Raw genomic sequence first — 22,879 nt, 5'->3', positions numbered from 1 at the left:
CCCTCACCTTTCGACAAGCGCCATTCGCGCGTTGAACCAGTTCATGAACACCGACGTCGACAGGCTGAGCCCGAGATAGATGACCATCCAGATCGCGACGACCTCGATCGCCTGTCCGGTCTGGTTCATGGCCGTCTGGCCGACTGCGACCAGATCGGGATAGCCGACGGCAACTGCCAGCGACGAGTTCTTGGTTAGATTGAGATACTGGCTGGTCAGCGGCGGAATGATGATACGAAGCGCCTGTGGAATGACCACCAGGCGAAGCGTCTTGCCCGGCTGGACCCCCAGCGAATACGCCGCTTCCGTCTGCCCCTTGCTGACGCCGATGATACCCGCACGCACGATCTCGGCGATGAAGGAGGCCGTGTAGCAGGACAGCGCCAGATAGAGCGACAGGAACTCCGGCCTGATGGTCGAACCGCCCGTGAGGTTGAACGTCGACTGCTGCGGAAAGTCGAGCGTGAGCGGCATTCCGGCAGCAAAATAGGCCAGGACCGGCAGCCCGATGATCAAAGCCGCCGATGTGCGGAAGATCGGGAACAACTGGCCGGTCGCCATCTGGCGCGCATGCGACCAGCGCGAGACCAGGATGCTGAAGACGATTCCGAGCACAAGCGCGAGAAGGATAAGCCAGGCGCCATCGCCCCAGATCGCCTTGGGCATGAACAGACCGCGGCTGTTGAGAAACACGCCGAAGGGCAATTCCACGCTGTCGCGCGGCAGCGGAAGCACCGACAGCACGCCAAGGTACCAGAAGAAGATGACGAGAAGCGGCGGGATGTTCCGGAACACCTCGACATAGACCATGCAGATCTTGCGGATGAGCCAGTTGCGGGAGAGACGCCCGACACCGACGATGAAGCCGATGATCGACGCGGTGATGATGCCCGCGACAGCGACCAGCAACGTATTGAGGATGCCGACGATAAAGGCATCGATGTAAATCGAATTCGAACTGTAGGGGATCAGCGTCTGGGCAATGTCGAAGCCCGAACGCGCATTCAGGAAGCCGAAACCAGAGGAAATATTGGCGCGGCGAAGGTTTTCGATGGTGTTGTTGACGATCCAGAACACCACCGCGATCAAAGCCGCCAGGGCCAGGACCTGGTAGATGATGCCGCGAATCCTGGGGTCGTTCAGAAAGGCAGCGCGCGCAGGCTCGCTGCCATGGGCAATGTCAGCCATGGCGATCCCTCATAAGGAAACCGGAAGGCGGGAAACCCGCCCTCCGGAAAGTCAGGTCGCGATCAGCGGATCGGCGGCGCGTAGAGGATGCCGCCCTTGCTCCACAGGGCATTCAGGCCGCGCGCGATCTTGAGCGGGCTTTCCTGACCGATGTTGCGCTCGAAGACTTCGCCATAGTTGCCGACGCCCTTGACGATGTTTTCGACCCACGGGGCTTCCAGGCCGAGATCGGCGGCAAGCGTGGAGCCTTCCTCGAGACCGAGAACACGGCGGATCTCAGGATTCTCCGAAGCCTTCATCTCTTCGACGTTGGCCTGCGTGATGCCGAGCTCCTCAGCGATGATCATGGCGTTGAGCGTCCACTTCACCACGTCGAACCACTGGTCGTCGCCCTGGCGAACGGCAGGTCCGAGCGGCTCCTTGGAAATGATCTCCGGCAGAACGACGTGATCGTCCGGCGAAGCCAGCGTCAGGCGGATCGAGTAGAGGCCCGACTGGTCGGTCGTGTAGACGTCGCAACGGCCCGATTCGTAGGCAGCGTTGACCTCCTCCAGAGCCTGGAACACCACCGGGTTGTATTCCATGTTGTTGGCACGGAAGTAATCGGCGAGGTTCAGTTCGGTGGTGGTACCGCCCTGCACGCAGACCGAAGCGCCCGAAAGCTGAAGCGCGGAGTTCACGCCCGGCAGAGTGGCGGCGTTGATCATGAAGCCCTGGCCGTCATAATAGTTCACGCCGGCGAAGTTGAAGCCGAGCGAGGTATCGCGGCTGAGCGTCCACGTCGTGTTGCGCGCCAGCAGGTCGATCTCGCCGGACTGCAGCGCGGTGAAGCGCTCGGTCGCATTTGTAGGGGTGAAGTTCACCTTGTCCGCATCGCCGAAGATCGCGGCAGCGACAGCGCGGCACAGATCGACGTCGAAGCCGGTCCAGTCGCCCTGATCGTTCGGGGCAGCAAAGCCAGAAAGGCCGGTGTTGACGCCGCACTGCAGGAAGCCCTTCGCCTTGACGTCGTCCAGCGTGGCCGCAGAGCCCGCCGTCGCGGTCAGCGCCAGGACTGCCGAGCCAAGAATTCCCGTTACTAACTTTTTCATGCCCACATACCCTTTTCTGTTGTTCCGGACTTTCCTGCCCGGGATCGTTCTTTGTGGAAGCAGCAGACAACTCCGGCCTAGGCCGACTACCGGCACCTTTCAAAGATGCGCATGCTCCACCTCCCACTCACGATAACTATCGAAGGCCATTATCGAACGCCGGTCAAGTGCGAATGAAAGACTGAAATGAATTGATGAACAACGAAGCAGCACTGCGCAAATCTTGTGCGAGCGCGGCAGTCTTGTTGACGTATCAATGGTTTCGCTGCGTCAAGTCTCTGGGGGAGCGTCGCATATACGCGGAGACCTTGCCGTTTTGCGCCACCTGGCGCGTACCGCCACCACCATGGTTGCACAGGTCGTGGGCAGTGTTTATCCCTGCTGTCTGCAGACGGACAAGCGAGGGTTCATGACAAGCCGCGATTATTCGGACAAAGGCGTCCACACCAGACTTGCGCATATCGGGAACAACCCACGCGATTTCTTCGGCTTCGTGAACCCGCCCGTGGTGCATGCGTCCACGGTGCTCTTTCCCGACGCCGCCACCATGGCCGCGCGCAACCAGAAATACACATATGGCACGCGCGGGACGCCCACGACCGACGCGCTCGCAGGGGCGATCGACGCGTTGGAAGGCTCGGCGGGCACGATTCTCGTTCCGTCAGGGCTGGCTGCGGTGACCATTCCGCTTCTCGCATTTCTCGCCGCCGGCGATCACGCGCTGATCGTCGATTCGGTCTACAATCCGACACGCCGGTTTGCAGACGGGATGCTGGCGAGGCTCGGGGTCGAGATCGAGTATTACGATCCGCATGTCGGCGCGGGCATATCCGAATTGATGAAGCCCAACACGAAGGTGGTGTTCACCGAATCGCCCGGCTCGAACACGTTCGAGATGCAGGACATTCCCGCCATCGCGCGCGCGGCGAAAGCCCGCGGCGCGGTGGTCATGATGGACAACACATGGGCCACGCCGCTCTATTTCCGGCCGCTCGACCACGGTGTCGATATCTCGATCCATGCCGCGACAAAGTATCCGGCCGGGCATTCGGACGTCCTTCTGGGCACTGTCTCGGCGAACGAGAGTTGCTGGGAGCAACTGTTCGAGACGCATCTCACCATGGGATGCTGCGCCGCGCCTGACGACGTTTATCAGGTGCTTCGCGGGCTGCGCACGATGGGAGTGCGACTGGAGCGTCACGAGCAGAACGCGTTCGAAGTCGCGCGCTGGCTGGAAGGCCAGCCCGGCGTGGCGCAGGTGCTGCATCCCGGTCTCGAGAGCTCTCCGGGTCACACCCTGTGGAAGCGCGACTTCGGTGGCGCCAGCGGCATCTTCTCGATCGTGCTCAAGGGTGGCGGTCAGAGCGAAGCGCATGCCTTTCTGGACGCGTTGAAGCTTTTCGGCCTCGGCTATTCCTGGGGCGGATATGAAAGCCTTGCCGTGCATGTCTCGCTGGCCGACCGGACCGTTGCGAAGGGCGATTACGAAGGCCCTGTCATGCGGCTCCAGATCGGCCTCGAAAACCCCGAGGACATCAAGGCCGATCTCTCCGCCGCCCTCGCCGCGGCTGCCGCCGTCAGCGGTGGATGACGATTGCAGGCGACATGGAGCGGAAATCGTCGCGATGACACTTGCGCCCGCCCGGCCGAATGGCTAGTGGGTGGACCGTTCGGAGCGTAGCGCAGCCTGGTAGCGCATCTGGTTTGGGACCAGAGGGTCGCAGGTTCGAATCCTGCCGCTCCGACCATCCCTTCGAACGAGGATCGATATGTCCGCGCGCATCTACAGCCCCGCAAAGACCGCGATGCAGTCCGGCAAGGCCAAGACCGGCCACTGGGTGCTCGAATTCGATCCGGAGCAGCCGCGCACGATCGATCCGCTGATGGGCTACACCTCGTCCGGCGACATGAAGAGCCAGATCAGGCTGACCTTCAACTCGCTCGAGGAAGCAACCGCCTACGCTGAAAAGAACGGCGTCGCCTATCGCGTAATCGAGCCGCAGGAAGCGCGCAGACGCCAGATTTCCTATGCGGAGAATTTCCGCTATGACCGCAAGGTGCCGTGGACGCATTAGCGCCTCCCGGCGCGGCGATGGTCCCGTAGCTCAGTTGGATAGAGCACCGGCCTTCTAAGCCGATGGTCGCAGGTTCGAATCCTGCCGGGATCGCCAGCATTTCCAAAGCTTTCAGGCCGATCGGCGCGCCGCGACCCCGCTTCGCGGAGTTATCGTTTCAGCCTTTCGCGGAAACCGCGTCCGCCTCGATCTCGGCCAGGACGGCATAGAGTAGGTTCCTGACCTCCTCCTCGGCCGCTGCGAGGTCGATGCCGTTCGCGACCAACTGCTGCAACAGACCTTTCGCCGTCTCCCGCCAGAACAGCGTTGCCGTTTCGCCCTGCTTCGACCGCAGCACATTGGCGATCCCGTGCAAAAGCTTCTGCTGCCGGCAAAGTGGAAACGCGGTGATGCTCATGGAAGTCCCCTCCGAATCGGCAGGAGGCTAGGCGAGCATTGGTTAACGACCTGTGGTCTTCTACTCGCATCTCGTCACGGGGATCACACCGCGCAACCCGTCAGGCCCTTGTGAAGGCCCGCTCCGATACGCTTCGGCTGACCAAGCTTGAGCTTGAAAAAGAAAGGGCCCTGCTGCCGGGAGTGGGACAGCAGGGCCTAGCCTGAGACGCCCCCTCGTAGGAGACAGGGGTACCTTACACGATCACCGTCATAGCAGCGTGAAAACAACGGGAAGTCCGTGGAGCACCAGATTCACGCCGATACGGTCACAGATCCAGGCTGCGCTGTCCGTTGTCCATCTCGCCCAGAATATCGGCAGCTAGCGCGCGGCTAATGCGAGATTTCTGCTCCAGTGCCGCCTGATCGAGCCGCGCCACCACATCGATCGCGGTCGAGAGCGAACGTTCGATTCGGCGGACGATGAACTGAATCACGTGCGGCTCGACCTCGACCTGGCGGTCAGCGAAGAGTTTCGTGACGACGCCCGCCAGCAGCGCATCGTCAGGCTCCTGAATCTCCACCGTCGCGGCGGCCTTCAGGCGCGATGCGAGATCCGGCAGGGCGACGCCCCACGCGGTCGGAAAGCGCCTCGACGTAAGCAGCATGGTCGATCCCGACTGCGTCACGCCATTGATAAGGTGAAAGAGACCGGTCTCGTCGATCGCGCCTGCGTCCGTATCGTCGATCAGGATGGGTCCCTCGTTGATAGGCAAAGCTGTGGAGAGCATGGCCGGGAAGAGCCGTACGGCATCGCTCGATGCCTGCCAGATGGCCGCAAGATGGGATTTTCCCGAGCCTGCGGGACCAGCCAGCACGACGACCGGCGTCGGCCAGTCCGGCCATCGATCGATGAGCGCCACCGCTTCCGCATTCGCGGAGCCGACGACGAGATCGTCACGGCTCTGAGCCGCGTCATGCGCGAGGTCCAGCGGCAATTGCCTGGGTTTTACCGGTACGTCAGTCATTGCGATCAGCGCTTGGCCGCTGTCTCGGTGTCGTCGCGATGCCCTCTATACAGCGGCGAAGCGAGATAGCGCGACAGCGCGAAACGGGTCAGGACGCCGACGGCGGCAGCGGCCGGCACCGCGACGAGCAGGCCGACAAAACCGAACAGCGCGCCGAAGGCGACCAGAGCGAACATCAGCCACACCGGATGCAGGCCGACACTCTTGCCGACGAGGTTGGGCTGCAGGATGTTGCCCTCGATGAACTGGCCGGCAAAGAAGATCACGGCAACCACGACCACCCAGTGCCATTCAGGCCAGAACTGGACGAGTGCCACGCCGACCGAGAGCACGAGGCCGATCATCGAACCGACATAGGGGATGAAACTGATCAGGCCGACGAAGAGGCCGATGAGAAGACCGAAATTGAGACCGACCAGGGTCAGCCCGACCGCATACATGACGCCGAGGATCAGACACAAGGTGCCCTGCCCGCGCACGAAGCCGGCGACGGCCTTGTCGATGTCGAGCGCGATCTGGCGCACCGTTCCCAGATGCTGGCGCGGTATCCAGCTATCGACCTTGGCGACCATGTTGTCCCAGTCGAGCAGCATGTAGAACGCGACGACGGGCGTGATGACGAACAGGCCCACGATGTCGATCAAGGCCGCACCTGAGCTCCAGATCGAGGAGAACAGGGTCGTTATGAAGCCTGTTCCCTGCGTCAGCAGCGAATTCACGCCCTCGCGCAGATCGGCCGGATTGACGCCGATATGCTCGCTCAACCATTCCGGATCGAACCCGGTGACAAGGTCCTGCAAGCGCGACAGGTAGTCGGGAAGCCGTCCCATGAAATCGGCCAACTGGCTGGCAAGGATCGGGATGATCAGCATGAGACCGACCACCAGTGCGACCAGGAACGACACCAGTATCAGCACCGTCGCCGCAATGCGCGACAGGCCAAGGCGTTGCAGCCGGTCGGCGACCGGATCCAGGAAATAAGCCAGCATCATGCCGGCGAAGAACGGCAGCAGGATCGAGGAGAACAGGTACAGGAAGCCGATGAAGACGACCGCCGCGACCACCCAGAAGGCGATCTGGCGTCGAAATGCTCCAGCCACCAGCACTTCAGCGGCCTGTTCCTGAATGTCAGGATCGTGCGTTTTGGTCATCGTCCGCCATATGCCTTAGCCATTGCACGAGATAGGCCGCTGCGGAAGCCACGGTCAAGAGCCCCGATGCCGCGACGAGCAAAGCGCGCGAGGGGCCGAACACCATTTCGAACGCCAGTTCGGCAAGCACCACGATCGCCAGTACGATCTGGACGGCGGTATTTGCCTTCGAGACGAACAGCGGCTTCATTGCAACGGGCTGCCCCATGATGGTGGACAAAAGCACCGCGGCGACGATGAGCGCATCGCGCGAGACGGCAGCAACCACCAGCCAGAGCGGCAATTCGCCCATGTAGCCGAGGACGACGAAGACACTGACCAGCAACAGCTTGTCGGCCATCGGGTCGAGATAGGCACCAAGTTCGGAACGCTGGTTGAAGTGACGCGCGATGAAGCCGTCGATGCCGTCGGACACGCCCGCGACCACGAAACAGATCAGCGCCCATTCGCGGTTGTCGTTGATCAGCGCGTAGATGATCGCCGGAACCAGCAGGAACCGCATGATGGTGATGAAATTCGGTATGGTCACGCTTCGCGGCCTCTCCCGCGGCCTGCTCCTGTTGGAGAAACCGCTGCCCGCACGATAGATGACCGCTCTTGAACTGCCGATCAAGGTCCAGAAACGGCAATAGACGAGCCAGCGGGACGCGCTGTCCACGGATATGCGTGGTCGATGGCCCGTGGATGCCCGCTTGCGCTTGCGACGGGCGGAGGTTCATGCGAAGAGCCCGCTTTGACGAAAAGCCGGGCGAGGACGCCATGACCGACGGAAAGAATGGCCTTACCTATGCGCAGGCGGGCGTCGATATCGATGCCGGCAACGCCATGGTGGAGAAGATCAAGCCGATGGTGCGCTCGACGCGCCGGCCCGGCGCGGATGGCGAGATCGGCGGCTTTGGCGGGCTCTTCGACCTGAAGGCGGCCGGCTTCACCGACCCCATCCTCGTCGCGGCCAATGACGGCGTGGGCACCAAGCTGCGCGTGGCGATCGAGGCTGGCAAGCACGATACGGTCGGCATCGATCTCGTGGCCATGTGCGTCAACGATCTGGTCGTGCAGGGTGCCGAACCGCTTCTATTCCTCGACTATTTCGCCACCGGCAAGCTCGACCCCGACCAGGGCGCGGCGATCGTCAGCGGCATCGCCGAAGGCTGCCGCCAGGCCGGCTGCGCGCTGATCGGCGGTGAAACGGCGGAAATGCCGGGCATGTATTCCGGCGACGATTACGACCTCGCAGGCTTCGCAGTCGGAGCGGCCGAGCGCGGACAATTGCTGCCGACGGACGATATCGTCGAGGGCGACGTGATCCTCGGGCTTGCCTCGTCCGGCGTTCACTCCAACGGTTTTTCGCTCGTCCGCCGCATCGTGGCCGACAGCGGCATCGGCTGGCACGACAAGGCGCCGTTCGACCCGTATCGCTCGCTCGGAGAGGCCCTGCTGGAGCCGACGCGCATCTACGTCAAGCCGCTTTTGTCCGCGATCCGCTCTACCCACGGCATCAAGGCTCTGGCCCACATCACCGGCGGCGGCTTTCCCGAGAACATCCCGCGCGTGCTGCCTGCGGACTTCTCGGCCGAGCTCGACCTCGATGCGATCGACCCGCCGAAGGTCTTTTCGTGGCTCGCAAAGACCGGGGGCGTTGCCGCCAACGAAATGATGCGCACCTTCAATTGCGGCATCGGCATGGTTCTCGTCGTCGCTGCGGGACAGGCTGCGCAGGTCGCTGCCGTCCTCCAGCAGTCGGGCGAGGACGTGACCACGATCGGGCGTATACTGCCGCGTCGTGAAACCGGTGTCGTTTATCGCGGACAGATCGAGCTTTGAGACCCATGAAAAAACGCGTCGTCATCCTGATTTCCGGTCGAGGCTCCAACATGAGCGCGCTGATCGAGGCTGCCGGCGACCCCGGGTTTCCGGCACAGATCGTCGGCGTGATCTCCAATCGCTCGGATGCGAAGGGGCTTGCGGCCGCAGCATCGCTCGGCATCGAGACCAAGGCGATCACGCGGGCCGACCACACGGACAAGGCCGCGCAGGACGCCGCACTTGACGCGGAACTCAAACGGCTGAAGGCCGATATCGTCTGTCTCGCCGGATACATGCGCCTGCTGACGCCATCCTTCACCGAAAAATGGGCTGGCAGGATGATCAACATCCATCCATCCCTGCTGCCACTCTACAAGGGGCTCGATACGCATCAACGCGCCATCGATGCCGGCATGCGGGTTCATGGCTGCACAGTGCATTTCGTCACCGCCGAGATGGATGACGGACCGATCATCGCACAGGCGGCCGTGCCGATCCTCCCATCCGACGATGCGGATACGCTCGCCAACCGCGTGCTCGGCGTCGAGCACCAGCTCTATTCGCTGGCGCTGCGTCTCGTTGCCGAGGGGAAGGCGACGATGAAGGACGGCCGCGCGGTGCTTTCGGGCGTCAGTGCAGAAGGCAGCCTTTTGTCGCCCGGTTCCGCGAGCGAAGCGGTCGATATAGAAAGCCTGGCACGGATGACGCCCTGAACAGGCCACGAGAGGGAGCAGCGATGGACAAGACGCTTCTCCTACTGCGCCACGCCAAATCGAGTTGGGACGACAAAAGCCTCGCCGATTTCGATCGGCCGCTTTCGTCGCGCGGACGCAAGGCAGCCCCTGCGATCGGTGCCGAGATGGCTCGACGCGGCTGGTTTCCCAACATGGCTATCGTGTCCCCCGCCCGGCGCACACGCGAAACCTGGGATCTTGTGCGAGGCGAGATCAGCGGCAATGTCATCGTCAACTACGACGCATCGATCTACGAAGCAGACGCGGATGTCATTCTCGACGTGATACGCGCGACGCCCGAACAGGTCGGCACGCTGCTGGTGGTCGGGCACAATCCCGGCATGGAAGATTTGGCGGGCATCATCGCCGGCGCAACTAGCGACGTATCTGCACGCGCGTCGCTAAGCGAGAAGTTCCCTACCGGCGGTTTGGCGCGATTCTCCATCCATGCGGGATGGCACGAGCTACATGGCGACAGCGCAACTCTTACCGACTTCATTACCCCAAGATCGGTAATCCACAGAGGGTGAGGCTGGGCCCTCAGGTATCGACGTGCTGAGCCCCCCCTAAGCCGGCCGCACCCAGACCTTGTTGTCGTGAACGGCCGCGCCACCATAGGGCGCAGGCGCATCCGAGCCGGTCAGCACGTTGATGCCTTCGCCGCGCTCATGGGCGGAATTCGGCCAGATGCCTTCCGCGATGATCACGCCGCGCTTGATGCCGTCGAACAGCTTGGCATGCAGGACGACTTCGCCGCGTTCGTTGCCCACCTCGACCCGATCGCCGTCGCCGAGACCGACGGACGCTGCATCCTCCGGGTGAATCAGCAGTTCGGGCCGCCCCTCTCGCTTGAGCGAGCTTGGCGTCTCGGTGAACGACGAATTGAGGAAGTTGCGCGCCGGCGATGTGGCAAGCCTGAACGGGTGCATCTCGTCTGCCACTTCGATCAGTTCGACATGATCCGGGAATTCGGGCAGAAGCGCGTGCGGACCGAATATACCCATGCTTTGCGGGGGCCGGTTGGGCGCAGCCTGACCCGTCCAGTCGGGACGGAAGCGGAACTTGCCGTCCCGGTGGCCGAAGCCGTCGAGGAAATGCGCGTCGCGAAAGGCGGGTTGCAGATCGGCCCAGCGCTCTTCCCTGAAGCTGTCGAAGGTGCCGAGACCCTTCTTGTCCAGCAAGATGTCGATGTGCTCGCGCTCGGTCATGCCGAAGCCCGGCCTGTCGGCCACGCCAAGCCGCTTCGCCAGTTCCTCGATGACGAAGTGGTTGGTTCGCGGGCCTTCTGGCGCATCGATCAGCTTGGGACCGAGCGTGACGTGCTGGTTTCCGCCGCCCTTGTAGATGTCGTCGTGCTCCAGGAACATCGTCGCCGGCAGCACCACGTCGGCAAGCTTCGCTGTGTCGGTCATGAATTGCTCGTGCACGCAGGCGAAGAGGTCGTCGCGCAGAAACCCTTGCGTCACCAGCCGCTGCTCCGGCGCGACGTTGACCGGATTTGTGTTCTGGACCAGCAGCGCCGTCACCGGCGGCCCGCCATAAAGCGCGTCCTCGTGCCCCATCAAGACAGGTCCGATTCGCGAGTGATCGAGGTGGCGGATCGAGGGATCTCGCAGACGTGTCCCTTCCAACAACTCGGTGTCGAACTTGAGGATGCCCGAATTGGAATGGAAGGCACCGCCGCCTTCATACTGCCAGCAGCCTGTCACCGCCGCGACCGACAGGGCCGCATGCATGTTGACCGAGCCGTTGCGCTGGCGCGAAAAGCCGTAACCGAGCCGGAAGAACGTCTTCTTCGTCGTGCCGATCAGGCGTGCGAAAGTCTCGATTTCCGCAACCGACAGTCCGGTGATCGTGGATGCCCATTGCGGGGTCTTGTCGCGCAGATGGGCCTCAAGACCGTTGGGGTCGTCTGTGTATTGTTCGAGGTAGGGCCAGTCAGCCAGCCCCTCCCTGAAGAGCACATGCATGACCGCACAGGCCAGTGCGCCGTCGGTTCCGGGTTTCAGAACCAGCCCCATGTCGGCCTGTTTCACGGTGGCGTTGTCGTAAATGTCGATGACGACGATCTTCGCGCCGCGTTCCTTTCGCGCGCGTATCGCATGGGTCATCACGTTGACCTGCGTCACGACCGCGTTGGTGCCCCAGATCACGACGCAATCGGATTTCGCGATCTCGCGCGGGTCGGCGCCGCGCAGCGAGCCCGTGCCCATCATCCAGCCGGTCCAGGCGAGATTGGTGCAGATGGAGCCGAAGAAGCCGGAATATTTCTTGGCATGGCGAAGCCGCTCGATGCCGTCGCGCTGCACCAGCCCCATCGTACCGGCGTAGAAATAGGGCCAGATGGCTTCCGAGCCGTGCTTCTCCTCGGCCTTCAGGAATTTCTCGGCGACCAGGTCGAGCGCGGCTTCCCAGCTTGCTTCCTTCCAGTCGCCCTCGCCTTTCGCTCCGGCGCGGACGAGCGGCTTCAGGAGGCGGTCGGGATGGTGAACGCGCTCGGCGTAGCGGGCCACCTTGGCGCAGATGACGCCCGCTGTGTAGCTGTTGTCCTTGGCGCCATGGACGCGGCCGATCGTGCGGTCGTCGAGCAGTTCGACATCGAGCGCGCAGGTCGATGGGCAATCATGCGGGCAGGCCGAATGGCCGATGCGGATTTTGGCGTGCTGGTTCATGGCCGCAACCTAGCCGAAACGGCCGCGCCGGAGTAGATGGGCACATGAACTTCGTTTGCTCCAGCGCCCCGCGCCTCCCATGAACTATCGCCACAGCTATCATGCCGGCAATTTCGCCGACGTCGTGAAGCACATCGTGCTGACGCGTATTCTCGATTATCTGAAGAAGAAGCCCGGCGCGTTCCGCGTGATCGACACCCATGGCGGCATCGGCCTCTACGATCTTTCGTCGCAGGAAGCGCAGAAAACGGGCGAATGGCGAAGCGGGATCGCAAAGCTCCTCGAGGCGTCGCTGCCGGCCGAAGCGCAGGCGCTTGTCGCGCCCTATCTCGACATCGTCCGCGCCTTCAATGTCGGCCACCCATTCCGGTTCTATCCGGGCTCTCCCGTCATCACCAGGGAGATGCTGCGCGGTGCCGACCGTCTGACGGCGATCGAGCTTCATCCGGCGGACGCGTTTGCGCTGAAGACGCGGTTCGCGGGTGATTGGAAGGTGCGCGTCATCGAACTCGACGGCTGGCTGGCGCTTGGCGCCCATGTGCCGCCCAAGGAAAAGCGCGGGCTCGTTCTGGTCGATCCACCCTTCGAGGTGGAAGGCGAGTTCGGGCGGCTGGTCGATGGTCTCGTGAAGGCGCACAAGCGCTGGCCGGGCGGCACCTACGCGCTCTGGTATCCGATCAAGAACCATCGGGCAGTGGAGGACTTTCGCCGGGCTCTCAAGGAAACGGCCATCCCCAAGATGCTCGACATCGTGTTCGAGACGCGGCAACCCTCCGCGGAACCGCGTTTCGACGGGTCGGGCATGATCGTGGTCAATCCGCCCTACGTGCTGGAAGCCGAAATGAAGACGCTGCTGCCTGCCCTGACGCAGGTGCTTGCGGAGGACAAATCCGCGCTCGCAACAACCAGATGGATCACCACGAACGACTGATCCCATGTAACCATATCTCGCTGCAACGCTTGACCATGCATGCGTGTTTGACCAGAGTGCGCAAACGCATCAGAATCGCGTGATTTGCGCCGCCCGGAGACCAAAATGACCCGCCTTGCCAGCCTGATGATTGCACTGATTCTCGCAATCGCGAGTGGCATTCCCGCTGCTATGGCAGCCGATCCGATCGCGGTACGCATCGACGAACCCGGCATCTGCGGCAACAGCAGGGTTCTGGGGCAGATCACGCACCGCTTCGCCCATCAGGTGCGCAACGTGCCGAACCTGCCTCTGGTCGACATCGTGAATTTCCGGCAGACGAGCGAAAGCCGCTACCAGCCGCAGGGCTATCGCCAGCCCATCGAGCGTCGGTATTGCCATGCCAAGGCCGATCTTTCGAACGGTCATACGCGCGACGTCTGGTACCTGATTGAGCGGCCGATGGGCTTTGTCGGCTTCGGCAGCAATGTCGAATTCTGCGTCTCGGGCTTCGACCGCTGGCATGTTTATGGCGGACGCTGCCGCGTCGTGCGCTGAGCATCCGATCGCGACCCGACCCCATAGCCTCATAGCGATCGCCGCAGCGATCCTGCTTGCCGGTTGCGAGCAGGACACGCAGGCGCAGACCTCGCAATCACGCTCTCTTCAGGACGCCAGCTTCGACTTCTTCGTGCTGTCGCTCTCATGGTCACCGAGCTACTGCGAAATCGAGGGCGCCGACGCAAACCGCCAGCAATGCAACAGCGGACGCCGCCACGGCTTCGTCGTGCATGGACTGTGGCCGCAATTCGAACGGGGCTGGCCGGAATTCTGCGACAGCGGTGAACCGGAGCGGGTTCCGAATGAACTCGTCTCAAAAACCATCGATATCATGCCATCGGCGGGTCTGATCGGCCATCAATGGCGCAAGCACGGTAGTTGTTCGGGCATGAGCCAGGCCGACTATTTCGTGGTCGTGCGTGACGCTTGGAACCAGGTGACCATTCCCGATCGCTTTCGCAACACGCGCAGCGATATGACGATCGATCCGGACGATGTCGAGGCCGCGTTCCTCGAAGCCAATCCCGGCCTACCGTCGGATGGTTTCGCGACGTCGTGCAGTGGACGATACGTCAGCGAAGTTCGTATCTGCCTCGACAAGGCGCTCGACTTCCGGTCATGCGAAGAAGTCGACCGGCGCGCATGCAGCATCGATGACGCCGCCATGCCCGCCCCCGCACGTTGAAAGATCTGAAGATCCTGGCTCAGCGATTTATTCGCGACGCATGATTTCCAGCGGGCGAACGATGAACTAGCGTGGCGCCGCTTAACCACACCGGAGCCACCCCGATGCCCACCATCCTCTATTCCCCCGCCTCACCCTACAGCGCGAAGGTCAGGATGGCCGCGCAGTACTCAGGCATCGAGGTCGAGAGCAAGATTGTCAAAACCGACGATGCGCCGGTGGAGCTTGTTTCAGCCAACCCGCTCGGCAAGATTCCGGTGATGATTGCCGATACGGGGGAGAGCGTCTTCGACAGCCGCGCCATTACCCAGTATCTCAACCGCCTTTCCGGTGGCGCGCTCTATCCGCGCAACGCAGAAAAGCGCCTTGAGGCCGAGCGACTGGAGGCCCTGGCCGACGGGCTGTGCGATTGCCTGCTCGCTCATGTCTATGAGCGGCGCATGCGACCGGAGGACAAGATTTATCAGGGCTGGCTCGACAAGCAGTGGGACAAGTCCGTCCGCGCGCTCGACCATCTCAACACCAACGTTCCGAAGCTCACGAAGCGGGCGACAGGCGGCCAGATCGCGCTCAGGGCAGCGCTTGGTTATCTCTCCCTGCGCTTCGAGGGCAAGTGGGAGCGTGGGCGCGCGAAACTCGTGCGCTGGGCGAAACGCTTCGACGAGCGTTTTCCCGAACTGGTCGCTCTGCTTCCCAAAGGCTGATGCGGATGCAAAAAAGGCCCGGATCGCTCCGGGCCTTTTTCGTCGTCCAATCGATAATGATTAGAACTTGATACCGACGCCGAGCATAACGCGGTGGTTGCTCGAGTCGAAATCAGCCGTACCGACACCCGGGAGTTCGAATTCCTGGTTGCCGAAATCGGTGTAGCGATACTCGCCACGAGCGAAGACCTGCTCGGTGAGCTTCACGTCCGTACCGGCACCAACGGTGTAACCAATCATCATGTTGGTGTCCGAAGGGCTGCCGACAACGTCAGGTGCGCTGACGCGAAGACGCTCAGCTGCAACACCGGCGGTGCCGTAGATCAGAACGTCGTCGTTGATGGCAACACCTGCACGACCGCGGAGCGAGCCGTCGATACGCGAACGAGCCGCGATGCCGGCGTTACCGCCGTCGACGTCCGAGTAGTTCACGTCGGCTTCGACACCGTACACGAACTGGCCGTTCTGCATGTTGAAACCACCGAACGCGCCACCCATGAAGCCATCGGTGTCGATGGTGTTGCCAGCGCCGTCAACTTCGCCGTTGAAGCCGTAGCCGAGCTGGATACCAGCGTATGGGCCAGCCCATGAAGCCACAGGCGCGACTTCCATCGGAGCTGCCGGCATCGGCGGCTCTTCGTAAACAACGTCAGCTGCGAAAGCGGGGAATGCAGCCGCGGCCGCAATGCTCAGGCCAGCAACAGCCGACAGGGCGAATCTCTTGTTCATTGTCATTTTCTTCTAACTCCTTTGCCGCAGGAAACTGCAACGCGCTTCCTTAATTTGCATGTCGGTCCGGTACCGATGCGGGAGGTGAACGATCTCCGGCGACTGCGGTTCCTTATCTGGTCGCAGAATGAGGCCGAACATGACCTGAAAATGGGTGATTGCCCGGCCGGAATATGGCTGAATAATGACGTTGCGTTTTTGCCACAGCGGCGTTTCGGGTTCTGTCGGGAGACTTTTGCAGCCGGCTTGGTTGGATGCCATCCCTCCCCTATATTGCGTCAAGGCCTTGTCTCACCAAGGGAATCCTATGATCTCATCTCGGTGTCTGCTCTGCTTGAAGGCACGCTGAATCGGCGTTTCAACGGTGTGAATGGCTTGGCCGGTGGCGGCCGCACCAACGCTGGCCTTGCCACATCCGCACATGGCATCACGATAACGGTCCCGTGATGTAAAGCGAAAGAAAAACGTCGACGATGGTTTCCACGATCCCCACTGCCCTGATCACCGGTGGCGCCCAGCGTGTCGGCGCCGCGATAACGCGCGACCTCGCGGCGAACGGCTTTGCGGTTGCCATCCATTGCAACACGTCACGCACCGAAGCCGACGCGCTCGCCGAGGAGATTGCGGCAGCCGGCGGAATCGCTCACGTCGTTCAAGGCGATTTGACGGACCCTGAAGCGCGTGGAGCCATTGTCCAGGCCGTGCAGCAGGTCCTTGGTCCGGTTCAACTGTTGGTCAACAACGCCTCGGTGTTCGACGACGATTCGGCGCAGGATTTCGACTGGGCGACCTGGGACCGGCATTTCGACGTCCATCTGAAGGCACCTGTCTTGCTGACGCAACAGGTCGCCGCAAACCTGCCGGCCGGCCGGGATGGGCTTGTCGTCAACATGATCGACCAGCGCGTCTGGCGACTCACGCCCGGCTTCTTCTCCTATACGCTGTCCAAATCCGCGCTCTGGACCGCGACACAAACCATGGCGCAGGCTTTTGCGCCCCGTCTGCGCGTCAATGCGATCGGGCCGGGTCCGACATTGAAGAACGAGCGTCAGGATGAGGTCGATTTCCAGGAACAACTGGATGCGGTGTTGCTCAAGCGCGGGCCGGACCTTTCCGAATTCGGAACGACCATCCGCTATCTTTGGGGAGCGCGGTCGGTCACGGGTCAGATGATCGCACTCGACGGTGGCCAGCACCTTGCCTGGCAGACGCCCGACGTCTACGGGGTTGCCGAATGAAGCCCCCCATCCCTACCCGCAGTCTAGGCGGCGCGGCCGCCGACGCAGCCAGCGACGACGTTGCAGGCTATATGCCGGACGTCCAGGACGTCGACGACGACGAGTCCGACCTGTCCGAGACCGCGGAGCCTTCGAACACCACTGCCGCCCGCGATCTCGGCATCGAGTGGGACGGCTTGAAGGGTGACATCGAGGGCAAGACCGGAATCGACGTGATCCAGACGCTCGTGAAGCGGCTGCCCAACGCGCCCGGCGTCTACCGCATGATCAATGCAGGCGGAGACGTTCTGTATGTCGGCAAGGCGCGCAGTCTCAAGAAGCGCGTCACCAATTATGCGCAGGGCCGGGAGCACACGAATCGTATCGGGCGGATGGTTCGCGAAACCGCGACGATGGAATTCGTCGTCACGCGCACGGAAACCGAAGCGCTGCTGCTGGAAGCGAATCTCATCAAGAGGTTACGCCCGCGCTTTAACGTTCTCATGCGGGACGACAAATCGTTTCCGTATATCCTGATTACCGGCGATCACGCGGCACCGGGCATCTTCAAGCATCGTGGGGCACGCTCGCGGAAGGGCGATTATTTCGGGCCCTTCGCGTCGGCGGGTGCGGTCGATCGCACGATCAACTCGCTGCAACGTGCCTTCCTGCTGCGATCCTGCACCGATTCGGTGTTCGAGAGCAGAACCCGGCCGTGCCTGCTGTTTCAGATCAAGCGCTGCTCCGGCCCCTGCACCGGCGAGATCGATGCCGAGGGCTACGCCGAACTCGTATCGGAGGCGAAGGATTTCCTGTCCGGTCGGTCCGGGCGCGTGAAATCCGAAATCTCGGCCGCCATGCAGGAGGCGTCCGCGACCCTCGATTTCGAGCGTGCCGCGATCTATCGTGATCGCCTCGCCGCGCTCAGCCACGTCCAGAGCCATCAGGGCATCAACTCGCAATCGGTGGACGAAGCGGACATCTTCGCAATTCACAACGAAGGCGGACAGAACTGCATCGAGGTGTTCTTCTTCCGCACCGGGCAGAACTGGGGCAACCGCGCCTATTTCCCGAAGGCCGATCCGTCGATCGAGCCGGCGGAAGTGCTGGGTGCATTTCTGGCCCAGTTCTACGACGACAAGCCCGTGCCGCGGACGATTCTGCTGTCCCATGCCGTCGAGGACCAGGCTCTGCTCACCGAGGCACTCGCCATACGGGCGGGGCACAAGGTGACCATCAGCGTGCCGCAGCGCGGTGAGAAGAAGTCGCTGGCCGACAACGCGCTGCAGAATGCCCGCGAAGCGTTGGGACGCCGGCTGGCCGAAACCTCGTCGCAAGCTCGCCTGCTTGCCGGTCTGGCCGAGACTTTCGGTCTGGAAAAGACGCCCCGGCGCATCGAGGTCTACGACAACTCGCACATCATGGGCACGAACGCCGTCGGCGCGATGATCGTCGCCGGGCCGGAAGGGTTCGTGAAGAACCAGTATCGCAAGTTCAATATCCGCTCGACGGACATCACGCCGGGCGACGATTTCGGCATGATGCGCGAGGTGATGGAGCGGCGCTTCTCACGCCTCCTCAAAGAGCACGGCACACCGGCAGCGTTTTCCGATCAGGCCGCGCAGGCCGAAAGCGCTGTGCAAGAGAGCGAAGACGACACCTTTCCTGCATGGCCGGACCTCATCCTCATCGATGGCGGTCAGGGCCAGATGTCCGCCGTGCGCAAGATGCTGGGTGAGCTCGGCATTGCCGACAAGGTGACCGCGATCGGCGTCGCGAAGGGTATCGACCGCGACGCCGGCCGCGAGCGGTTCTTCGTGCTTGGCCGCGAGCCGTTCATGCTGCCGATGCGGGATCCTGTCCTCTACTTCGTCCAGCGCATGCGCGACGAGGCGCACCGGTTCGCGATCGGCTCGCACCGGGCGCGGCGCAAGAAGGAGATGATCCGCAATCCGCTCGACGAGATCGCGGGCATCGGCCCCGGGCGCAAGCGGGCGCTGCTCCACCATTTCGGTACCGCCAAGGCGGTGAGTCGCGCGGCAGTCCAGGATTTGATGGTCGTCGACGGCATTTCGGAGCGCGTCGCCAAGCTGATTCACGGGCATTTCCATGAAAAGGGCTAAGATTCCCGCATAGGCCCGGGCCGCGACGTTTGCGGGAGTTGACCGTTGCCTGCGCGGTCTGATTACTACAGCTTGTCATTTCGCCAGGTAGCCATGTCCAGACGCGCATTCAACATTCCGAACATGCTGACCTACGCACGCATTCTTGCAGTGCCGCTGGTCGTGCTGTGTTTTTTTCTCGAGGGTCGCCTGCAGTCGAGTGATCCGGCACGCTGGGCCGCAGTGACGATTTTCGTCATCGCAAGCCTCACCGATTTTCTCGACGGATACCTCGCGCGCATCTGGAAGCAGACGTCGAACATCGGAAAGATGCTCGATCCGATCGCGGACAAACTGCTCGTCTCCTCCGTGCTGCTTTTGATGGCTGCCGACGGCACCATTGCCGGTTGGACGCTGTGGGCCGCCATCATCATCCTGTGCCGCGAAATCCTGGTTTCGGGCCTGCGCGAATACCTCGCAGCGCTGAAGGTGTCGGTTCCGGTCACGCAACTCGCCAAGTGGAAAACGACGATACAGCTCGTTTCCATCGGGTTCCTTCTCGCCGGCCCTGCGGGCGACAAGATCCTGCCCTACACGACCGAGATCGGCATCACGCTTCTGTGGATTTCCGCGATCGTGACCCTTTATACCGGATACGATTATTTCCGGGCTGGCCTGAAGCACATCATCGACGAGTAGCGGAGACTGCGATGAAGCTGCGCTATTTCGCATGGGTACGGGAACGGATCGGCAAGGCGGAGGAAGATGTCGATCTTCCCGCCGAAATCGTCTCCGTTCGCGACCTGCTCGACTGGCTCAAGGCTAGGGATGACGGCTATGCGCAGGCGCTACGCTATCCCGAAGCCATTCGCGTAGCGATCAACCAGGAGCACGTCAACCACAAGGAACCGATCGCGGGCGCGCGCGAGATCGCTCTGTTCCCTCCCATGACCGGCGGCTGAGGCTGCCATGTCGGCAACGGTCGTTCCTGACATCCGGATACAGGCGGACGATTTCGATCTCACGACCGAAATTGCGCGGCTCACGCGCGGCCGCAGCGATATCGGTGCCGTGGTGACGTTTTCCGGGCTCTGCCGGGACGAAGGGGGCGCGCTGGCGGCCCTCGAACTCGAACACTATCCGGGTATGGCGGAGGCCGAAATCGCGCGCATCGCCGCCGAAGCCCTCAATCGCTGGCCGCTCGACGGGCTTTGCGCCATCCACCGTTTCGGCAAGATCAAGCCGGGTGAAAACATCGTGCTCGTCATCGCGGCGTCCGCGCACAGGCATGCCGCCTTCGAAGCAGCGTCCTTCATGATGGACTTTCTCAAGACGCGCGCGCCCTTCTGGAAGCGCGAGCATCCTATCGATGGGTCGCCCGGCGGCTGGGTCGAGGCCAAGGAGGCCGACGACGATGCCAGTTCCCGCTGGAGCGGCTTCACGGGCCGTTAATCACGATAATCTTCGCACGAACGCGTTAGACTTTTCGCAAGGTCAGCCAGCTACGCTTTTCACGGGCAGGCAAAGACCAGGCGGGCATGGAATCACTCTACAGCTCCATCCAGAACCTTGGAACCAACAGCCATTGGCTGCTGGCCGCGAACGCGATCGTTTCCGGTCTCCTCTGTTTCTGGATGCTGCGTTTTCGGCGCCTCTACCGCGCTTCGATCGCGGAGTATAAGAACCAGCGCGACCTCATCGACAATCTCTCCGAAGGCATCTATCGGTCCGCGCCCGACGGCAGGCAGCTCAGTGCCAACAAGGCGCTGGTGGCGCTCAACGGCTACGGCACGGAAGCCGAAATCCTGCTTGCGATCCGGGACATCGGCAAGGAATGGTATGTCGACCCCGGCCGCCGCGACGATTTCCGCGCCCAGTTGAGGCAACACGGTTCCGTTCAGGATTTCGTCTCCGAAATCTACCGTCACAAGACGCGCGAGCGTATCTGGATCACCGAATCCGCCCGCATCGTCTACGACGACAGGAGCGGCAAACCACTCTTCTACGAAGGCTCGGTGCGCGAGATCACCGACCTGATGAAGAGGCTGAAGGTCGAGGAGATGCTTCAGAAGCTGTCGAGCCGGGTTCCCGGTGGCCTCTTCCAGCTCGTCCGTCATCGCAAAGGCGGATTCACGGTGCCCTACGTGTCGAGCGGATTCAGGGGGATTTCGGGCTTCGCTGAAAGCGAACCATATCCCCATCCGAAGCAGTTCATCGAGATGATCCATGCAGAGGACCGGCAGCGCCTCATCGAAACGCTGAAGCGCTCCGGCACGTTGATGGAGCCCTGGGAACTCGAGTTCCGCGTCACCGCCCGGGACGGCAAGGAAAAATGGCTGCGCCTGAGCGCGAAGCCGGAAGCGATCGACGAAGGCATCATCTGGCACGGCTACATCAACGATATCTCGATCCGCAAGCGCAACGAGATGGAGATCGAGAAGCTCGCTTTCTTCGATTCTCTGACCGGCCTGCCGAACAGGCGCATGTTCATGGACCGGATGCGGCGTGCCGTCGGCCTCTGCCGTGAGCGCAAGACGTGCGGCGCGCTGATCTTCATCGACCTCGACAATTTCAAGACACTCAACGACACGCGTGGCCATGATGTCGGCGACCAGTATCTGGCGCAGGTCGGGCGCCGCCTGCGCGACTGCGTTCGACACGAAGACACGGTCGCCCGCATCGGTGGCGACGAATTCGTCATCATCCTGGAAGGTGTCGGCGCCGACAGTTCGCATGGTGCCCGCGCGGCGATCATGACGGGGAACAAGGTGCTCGCGGCGCTGCGCGACGATTTCGAGATCGGCCTCTTCAGCCATCGTTCGTCGGCAAGCCTCGGCGTCGTCATCTTCGATGGGCAGGAGGCGCGGCCCGAGGAAATCCTCAAGCACGCCGACATCGCCATGTATCAGGCGAAGGCTGCGGGCAGGAACGGGATGGCGCTCTACGATCATCTGTCGATGAGCCCGGAATCGGACCGCTACCGGCTCCTGAACGAGTTCAAGGACGCGCTGTCGGGCGACGCGCTCGAACTGTACTTCCAGCCCCAGATGGACGACGTCGGCCGTATCGTCGGTGCCGAAGCACTCTGCCGCTGGCATCATCCGGAATTCGGCACACTTCTGCCCGAGCGCTTCGTGCCGCTGACGGAGCAGTTCGGGCTCGTTCGCGAATTCGGCAATCTGGTGCTCGCCAAGGGCGTGGCGGAACTCGCCCGCTGGCAAGGCACCAGGGAAACGGCCGGGCTGCGCCTCGCGATCAACGTCAACGTACAGTCCTTCGCCTGCGATGAGTTTCTATCCAACCTCATCGGGCTGATCGAGCGCCATGGCGTCGACCCAAGGCTCTTGACGCTCGAGCTCACTGAAAGCGTGATGGCGAAGGACCGCAAGCTGATCAGCCGGCGCATGCATGAGTTGAAGCAGATCGGCGTGCGGCTGTCGCTCGACGATTTCGGCTCCGGCTACTCGTCATTGGCACAATTGAAGCGCCTGCCCTTCGACGAGCTCAAGATCGACGGAAGCTTCATCGCCGACATCGAAAACGGCGAAAGCGATCGCGCGCTGGTCAAGTCGATCCTCGGCACGGCGCGCACGCTCAAGCTGACCGCGGTCGCCGAACATGTCGAAAACGTCCGGCAGGAGGCGTTCCTGCGCGCCTTTGGCTGCGACTTCTTCCAAGGTTATCTCTACAGCGCCGCGCTTGCCAGCGACGCCTTCATGGAATTCGTCGGCCGGCGGCACGCGTCCGAACCGGATGCGGATCTGCCCGAAACGCGACGCCAGCTTTTTGGGAGCTGAGACAAAAAAAGAGCCGGCGGATGCCGGCTCTTTCGTTTCGGATGCAGACGCGGA

23 protein-coding genes and 2 tRNA genes are annotated in these 22,879 nt (G+C 62.2%); 17 read left to right on the top strand and 8 right to left on the bottom strand.

Features of this window, described 5'->3' with window-relative positions; genetic code table 11:
- Positions 1–3: 3 nt before the first annotated feature.
- Positions 4–1,188 (bottom strand): amino acid ABC transporter permease, encoded by a 1,185-nt coding sequence (locus AAFN55_RS08760; protein WP_347798466.1) that lies wholly within the window; start codon positions 1,186–1,188, stop codon positions 4–6.
- 62 nt (positions 1,189–1,250) lie between these two features.
- Positions 1,251–2,279 (bottom strand): amino acid ABC transporter substrate-binding protein, encoded by a 1,029-nt coding sequence (locus AAFN55_RS08755; protein WP_347798465.1) that lies wholly within the window; start codon positions 2,277–2,279, stop codon positions 1,251–1,253.
- Positions 2,280–2,688: 409 nt separating this feature from the next.
- On the opposite strand from AAFN55_RS08755, the gene AAFN55_RS08750 reads away from it, so the two are divergent.
- The 4 genes from AAFN55_RS08750 (at position 2,689) to AAFN55_RS08735 (ending at position 4,450) form a co-directional block, all read left to right on the top strand.
- A complete protein-coding gene (locus tag AAFN55_RS08750; protein ID WP_347798464.1) occupies positions 2,689–3,870 on the top strand; it encodes a cystathionine beta-lyase in 1,182 nt (393 codons plus the stop codon).
- Positions 3,871–3,950: 80 nt separating this feature from the next.
- Positions 3,951–4,027: transfer RNA gene (locus tag AAFN55_RS08745), tRNA-Pro, on the top strand.
- 21 nt (positions 4,028–4,048) lie between these two features.
- A complete protein-coding gene (locus tag AAFN55_RS08740; protein ID WP_347798463.1) occupies positions 4,049–4,354 on the top strand; it encodes an ETC complex I subunit in 306 nt (101 codons plus the stop codon).
- A gap of 19 nt (positions 4,355–4,373) precedes the next feature.
- A tRNA-Arg gene (locus AAFN55_RS08735) sits at positions 4,374–4,450 on the top strand.
- 61 nt (positions 4,451–4,511) lie between these two features.
- On the opposite strand, the gene AAFN55_RS08730 is transcribed toward AAFN55_RS08735, so the two are convergent.
- The 4 genes from AAFN55_RS08730 to AAFN55_RS08715 all read right to left on the bottom strand — a co-directional run bounded on the left by AAFN55_RS08730 (position 4,512) and on the right by AAFN55_RS08715 (position 7,437).
- Positions 4,512–4,751: a DUF6074 family protein gene (locus AAFN55_RS08730; protein WP_347798462.1), complete on the bottom strand. Its 240-nt coding sequence runs from the start codon at positions 4,749–4,751 to the stop codon at positions 4,512–4,514.
- Between the two features lie 307 nt (positions 4,752–5,058).
- Positions 5,059–5,757 (bottom strand): DnaA regulatory inactivator HdaA, encoded by a 699-nt coding sequence (gene hdaA / locus AAFN55_RS08725; protein WP_347798461.1) that lies wholly within the window; start codon positions 5,755–5,757, stop codon positions 5,059–5,061.
- Positions 5,758–5,762: 5 nt separating this feature from the next.
- The gene (locus AAFN55_RS08720) at positions 5,763–6,908 is read right to left on the bottom strand and encodes an AI-2E family transporter (protein ID WP_347798460.1); all 1,146 of its coding nucleotides are present in this window, start codon (positions 6,906–6,908) and stop codon (positions 5,763–5,765) included.
- Positions 6,886–7,437 carry a CDP-alcohol phosphatidyltransferase family protein gene (locus AAFN55_RS08715; RefSeq protein WP_347798459.1) on the bottom strand — a complete coding sequence of 184 codons (552 nt, stop codon included), beginning with the start codon at positions 7,435–7,437 and terminating at the stop codon, positions 6,886–6,888. The genes AAFN55_RS08720 and AAFN55_RS08715 overlap by 23 nt, the downstream gene beginning before the upstream one ends.
- Positions 7,438–7,667: 230 nt before the next feature.
- Between AAFN55_RS08715 and purM the strand changes: the two genes are divergently transcribed.
- Genes purM through AAFN55_RS08700 form a run of 3 tightly spaced genes read left to right on the top strand, consistent with a single transcriptional unit; the run spans position 7,668 to position 9,978 of the window.
- The gene (gene purM, locus AAFN55_RS08710) at positions 7,668–8,732 is read left to right on the top strand and encodes a phosphoribosylformylglycinamidine cyclo-ligase (RefSeq protein ID WP_347798458.1); all 1,065 of its coding nucleotides are present in this window, start codon (positions 7,668–7,670) and stop codon (positions 8,730–8,732) included.
- Positions 8,729–9,427 carry a phosphoribosylglycinamide formyltransferase gene (purN, locus tag AAFN55_RS08705; protein ID WP_347798457.1) on the top strand — a complete coding sequence of 233 codons (699 nt, stop codon included), beginning with the start codon at positions 8,729–8,731 and terminating at the stop codon, positions 9,425–9,427. Before purM ends, purN begins: the two co-directional genes overlap by 4 nt.
- A gap of 23 nt (positions 9,428–9,450) precedes the next feature.
- A complete protein-coding gene (locus AAFN55_RS08700; RefSeq protein ID WP_347798456.1) occupies positions 9,451–9,978 on the top strand; it encodes a histidine phosphatase family protein in 528 nt (175 codons plus the stop codon).
- 36 nt (positions 9,979–10,014) lie between these two features.
- On the opposite strand, the gene AAFN55_RS08695 is transcribed toward AAFN55_RS08700, so the two are convergent.
- Positions 10,015–12,120, bottom strand: coding sequence for a molybdopterin oxidoreductase family protein (locus AAFN55_RS08695; protein WP_347798455.1), 2,106 nt, complete (start codon positions 12,118–12,120; stop codon positions 10,015–10,017).
- A 79-nt stretch (positions 12,121–12,199) separates the two neighbouring features.
- Here AAFN55_RS08695 and AAFN55_RS08690 point away from each other — a divergent pair, with 79 nt between their 5' ends.
- The 4 genes from AAFN55_RS08690 to AAFN55_RS08675 all read left to right on the top strand — a co-directional run bounded on the left by AAFN55_RS08690 (position 12,200) and on the right by AAFN55_RS08675 (position 14,980).
- A complete protein-coding gene (locus tag AAFN55_RS08690; protein ID WP_347798454.1) occupies positions 12,200–13,051 on the top strand; it encodes a 23S rRNA (adenine(2030)-N(6))-methyltransferase RlmJ in 852 nt (283 codons plus the stop codon).
- Between the two features lie 105 nt (positions 13,052–13,156).
- Positions 13,157–13,588 (top strand): hypothetical protein, encoded by a 432-nt coding sequence (locus AAFN55_RS08685; RefSeq protein ID WP_347798453.1) that lies wholly within the window; start codon positions 13,157–13,159, stop codon positions 13,586–13,588.
- The gene (locus tag AAFN55_RS08680; protein WP_347798452.1) at positions 13,560–14,276 is read left to right on the top strand and encodes a ribonuclease; all 717 of its coding nucleotides are present in this window, start codon (positions 13,560–13,562) and stop codon (positions 14,274–14,276) included. Before AAFN55_RS08685 ends, AAFN55_RS08680 begins: the two co-directional genes overlap by 29 nt.
- 104 nt (positions 14,277–14,380) lie before the next feature.
- Positions 14,381–14,980, top strand: coding sequence for a glutathione S-transferase family protein (locus AAFN55_RS08675; protein ID WP_347798451.1), 600 nt, complete (start codon positions 14,381–14,383; stop codon positions 14,978–14,980).
- Positions 14,981–15,040: 60 nt separating this feature from the next.
- On the opposite strand, the gene AAFN55_RS08670 is transcribed toward AAFN55_RS08675, so the two are convergent.
- Positions 15,041–15,709 carry an outer membrane protein gene (locus tag AAFN55_RS08670; protein WP_347798450.1) on the bottom strand — a complete coding sequence of 223 codons (669 nt, stop codon included), beginning with the start codon at positions 15,707–15,709 and terminating at the stop codon, positions 15,041–15,043.
- A 473-nt stretch (positions 15,710–16,182) separates the two neighbouring features.
- Between AAFN55_RS08670 and AAFN55_RS08665 the strand changes: the two genes are divergently transcribed.
- The 6 genes from AAFN55_RS08665 to AAFN55_RS08640 all read left to right on the top strand — a co-directional run bounded on the left by AAFN55_RS08665 (position 16,183) and on the right by AAFN55_RS08640 (position 22,825).
- Positions 16,183–16,947: an SDR family oxidoreductase gene (locus tag AAFN55_RS08665; protein ID WP_347798449.1), complete on the top strand. Its 765-nt coding sequence runs from the start codon at positions 16,183–16,185 to the stop codon at positions 16,945–16,947.
- A complete protein-coding gene (uvrC, locus tag AAFN55_RS08660) occupies positions 16,944–19,049 on the top strand; it encodes an excinuclease ABC subunit UvrC (protein WP_347798448.1) in 2,106 nt (701 codons plus the stop codon). Before AAFN55_RS08665 ends, uvrC begins: the two co-directional genes overlap by 4 nt.
- Positions 19,050–19,142: 93 nt before the next feature.
- Positions 19,143–19,727 (top strand): CDP-diacylglycerol--glycerol-3-phosphate 3-phosphatidyltransferase, encoded by a 585-nt coding sequence (pgsA, locus tag AAFN55_RS08655; RefSeq protein WP_347798447.1) that lies wholly within the window; start codon positions 19,143–19,145, stop codon positions 19,725–19,727.
- 11 nt (positions 19,728–19,738) lie between these two features.
- Entirely contained in the window at positions 19,739–19,990 is a 252-nt protein-coding gene (moaD, locus tag AAFN55_RS08650) for a molybdopterin converting factor subunit 1 (protein WP_347798446.1), read from the top strand.
- A 7-nt stretch (positions 19,991–19,997) separates the two neighbouring features.
- Positions 19,998–20,480 carry a molybdenum cofactor biosynthesis protein MoaE gene (locus tag AAFN55_RS08645; RefSeq protein WP_347798445.1) on the top strand — a complete coding sequence of 161 codons (483 nt, stop codon included), beginning with the start codon at positions 19,998–20,000 and terminating at the stop codon, positions 20,478–20,480.
- A gap of 86 nt (positions 20,481–20,566) precedes the next feature.
- Positions 20,567–22,825 (top strand): EAL domain-containing protein, encoded by a 2,259-nt coding sequence (locus AAFN55_RS08640; protein WP_347798444.1) that lies wholly within the window; start codon positions 20,567–20,569, stop codon positions 22,823–22,825.
- The last annotated feature ends 54 nt before the right edge of the window (positions 22,826–22,879 follow it).

It is taken from the genome of Mesorhizobium sp. CAU 1732 (genome assembly GCF_039888675.1).
Classification (GTDB): domain Bacteria; phylum Pseudomonadota; class Alphaproteobacteria; order Rhizobiales; family Rhizobiaceae; genus Aerobium.
The sequence above is the reverse complement of the archived record's forward strand: the minus strand, read 5'-3'. Positions and strand labels throughout refer to the sequence as shown.

What these genes read in the sequence shown, in the direction of transcription:
- AAFN55_RS08720 (WP_347798460.1), bottom strand. Translation starts at nt 6,908, where the DNA reads ATGACCAAAACGCACGATCCTGACATTCAGGAACAGGCCGCTGAAGTG.
- AAFN55_RS08670 (WP_347798450.1), bottom strand. Translation starts at nt 15,709, where the DNA reads ATGAACAAGAGATTCGCCCTGTCGGCTGTTGCTGGCCTGAGCATTGCG.
- AAFN55_RS08755 (WP_347798465.1), bottom strand. Translation starts at nt 2,279, where the DNA reads ATGAAAAAGTTAGTAACGGGAATTCTTGGCTCGGCAGTCCTGGCGCTG.
- pgsA (WP_347798447.1), top strand. Translation starts at nt 19,143, where the DNA reads ATGTCCAGACGCGCATTCAACATTCCGAACATGCTGACCTACGCACGC.
- AAFN55_RS08665 (WP_347798449.1), top strand. Translation starts at nt 16,183, where the DNA reads ATGGTTTCCACGATCCCCACTGCCCTGATCACCGGTGGCGCCCAGCGT.
- AAFN55_RS08760 (WP_347798466.1), bottom strand. Translation starts at nt 1,188, where the DNA reads ATGGCTGACATTGCCCATGGCAGCGAGCCTGCGCGCGCTGCCTTTCTG.
- moaD (WP_347798446.1), top strand. Translation starts at nt 19,739, where the DNA reads ATGAAGCTGCGCTATTTCGCATGGGTACGGGAACGGATCGGCAAGGCG.
- AAFN55_RS08675 (WP_347798451.1), top strand. Translation starts at nt 14,381, where the DNA reads ATGCCCACCATCCTCTATTCCCCCGCCTCACCCTACAGCGCGAAGGTC.
- AAFN55_RS08730 (WP_347798462.1), bottom strand. Translation starts at nt 4,751, where the DNA reads ATGAGCATCACCGCGTTTCCACTTTGCCGGCAGCAGAAGCTTTTGCAC.
- uvrC (WP_347798448.1), top strand. Translation starts at nt 16,944, where the DNA reads ATGAAGCCCCCCATCCCTACCCGCAGTCTAGGCGGCGCGGCCGCCGAC.
- AAFN55_RS08690 (WP_347798454.1), top strand. Translation starts at nt 12,200, where the DNA reads ATGAACTATCGCCACAGCTATCATGCCGGCAATTTCGCCGACGTCGTG.
- AAFN55_RS08750 (WP_347798464.1), top strand. Translation starts at nt 2,689, where the DNA reads ATGACAAGCCGCGATTATTCGGACAAAGGCGTCCACACCAGACTTGCG.
- AAFN55_RS08685 (WP_347798453.1), top strand. Translation starts at nt 13,157, where the DNA reads ATGACCCGCCTTGCCAGCCTGATGATTGCACTGATTCTCGCAATCGCG.
- AAFN55_RS08700 (WP_347798456.1), top strand. Translation starts at nt 9,451, where the DNA reads ATGGACAAGACGCTTCTCCTACTGCGCCACGCCAAATCGAGTTGGGAC.
- AAFN55_RS08645 (WP_347798445.1), top strand. Translation starts at nt 19,998, where the DNA reads ATGTCGGCAACGGTCGTTCCTGACATCCGGATACAGGCGGACGATTTC.
- AAFN55_RS08695 (WP_347798455.1), bottom strand. Translation starts at nt 12,120, where the DNA reads ATGAACCAGCACGCCAAAATCCGCATCGGCCATTCGGCCTGCCCGCAT.
- purM (WP_347798458.1), top strand. Translation starts at nt 7,668, where the DNA reads ATGACCGACGGAAAGAATGGCCTTACCTATGCGCAGGCGGGCGTCGAT.
- AAFN55_RS08640 (WP_347798444.1), top strand. Translation starts at nt 20,567, where the DNA reads ATGGAATCACTCTACAGCTCCATCCAGAACCTTGGAACCAACAGCCAT.
- AAFN55_RS08740 (WP_347798463.1), top strand. Translation starts at nt 4,049, where the DNA reads ATGTCCGCGCGCATCTACAGCCCCGCAAAGACCGCGATGCAGTCCGGC.
- AAFN55_RS08680 (WP_347798452.1), top strand. Translation starts at nt 13,560, where the DNA reads ATGGCGGACGCTGCCGCGTCGTGCGCTGAGCATCCGATCGCGACCCGA.
- hdaA (WP_347798461.1), bottom strand. Translation starts at nt 5,757, where the DNA reads ATGACTGACGTACCGGTAAAACCCAGGCAATTGCCGCTGGACCTCGCG.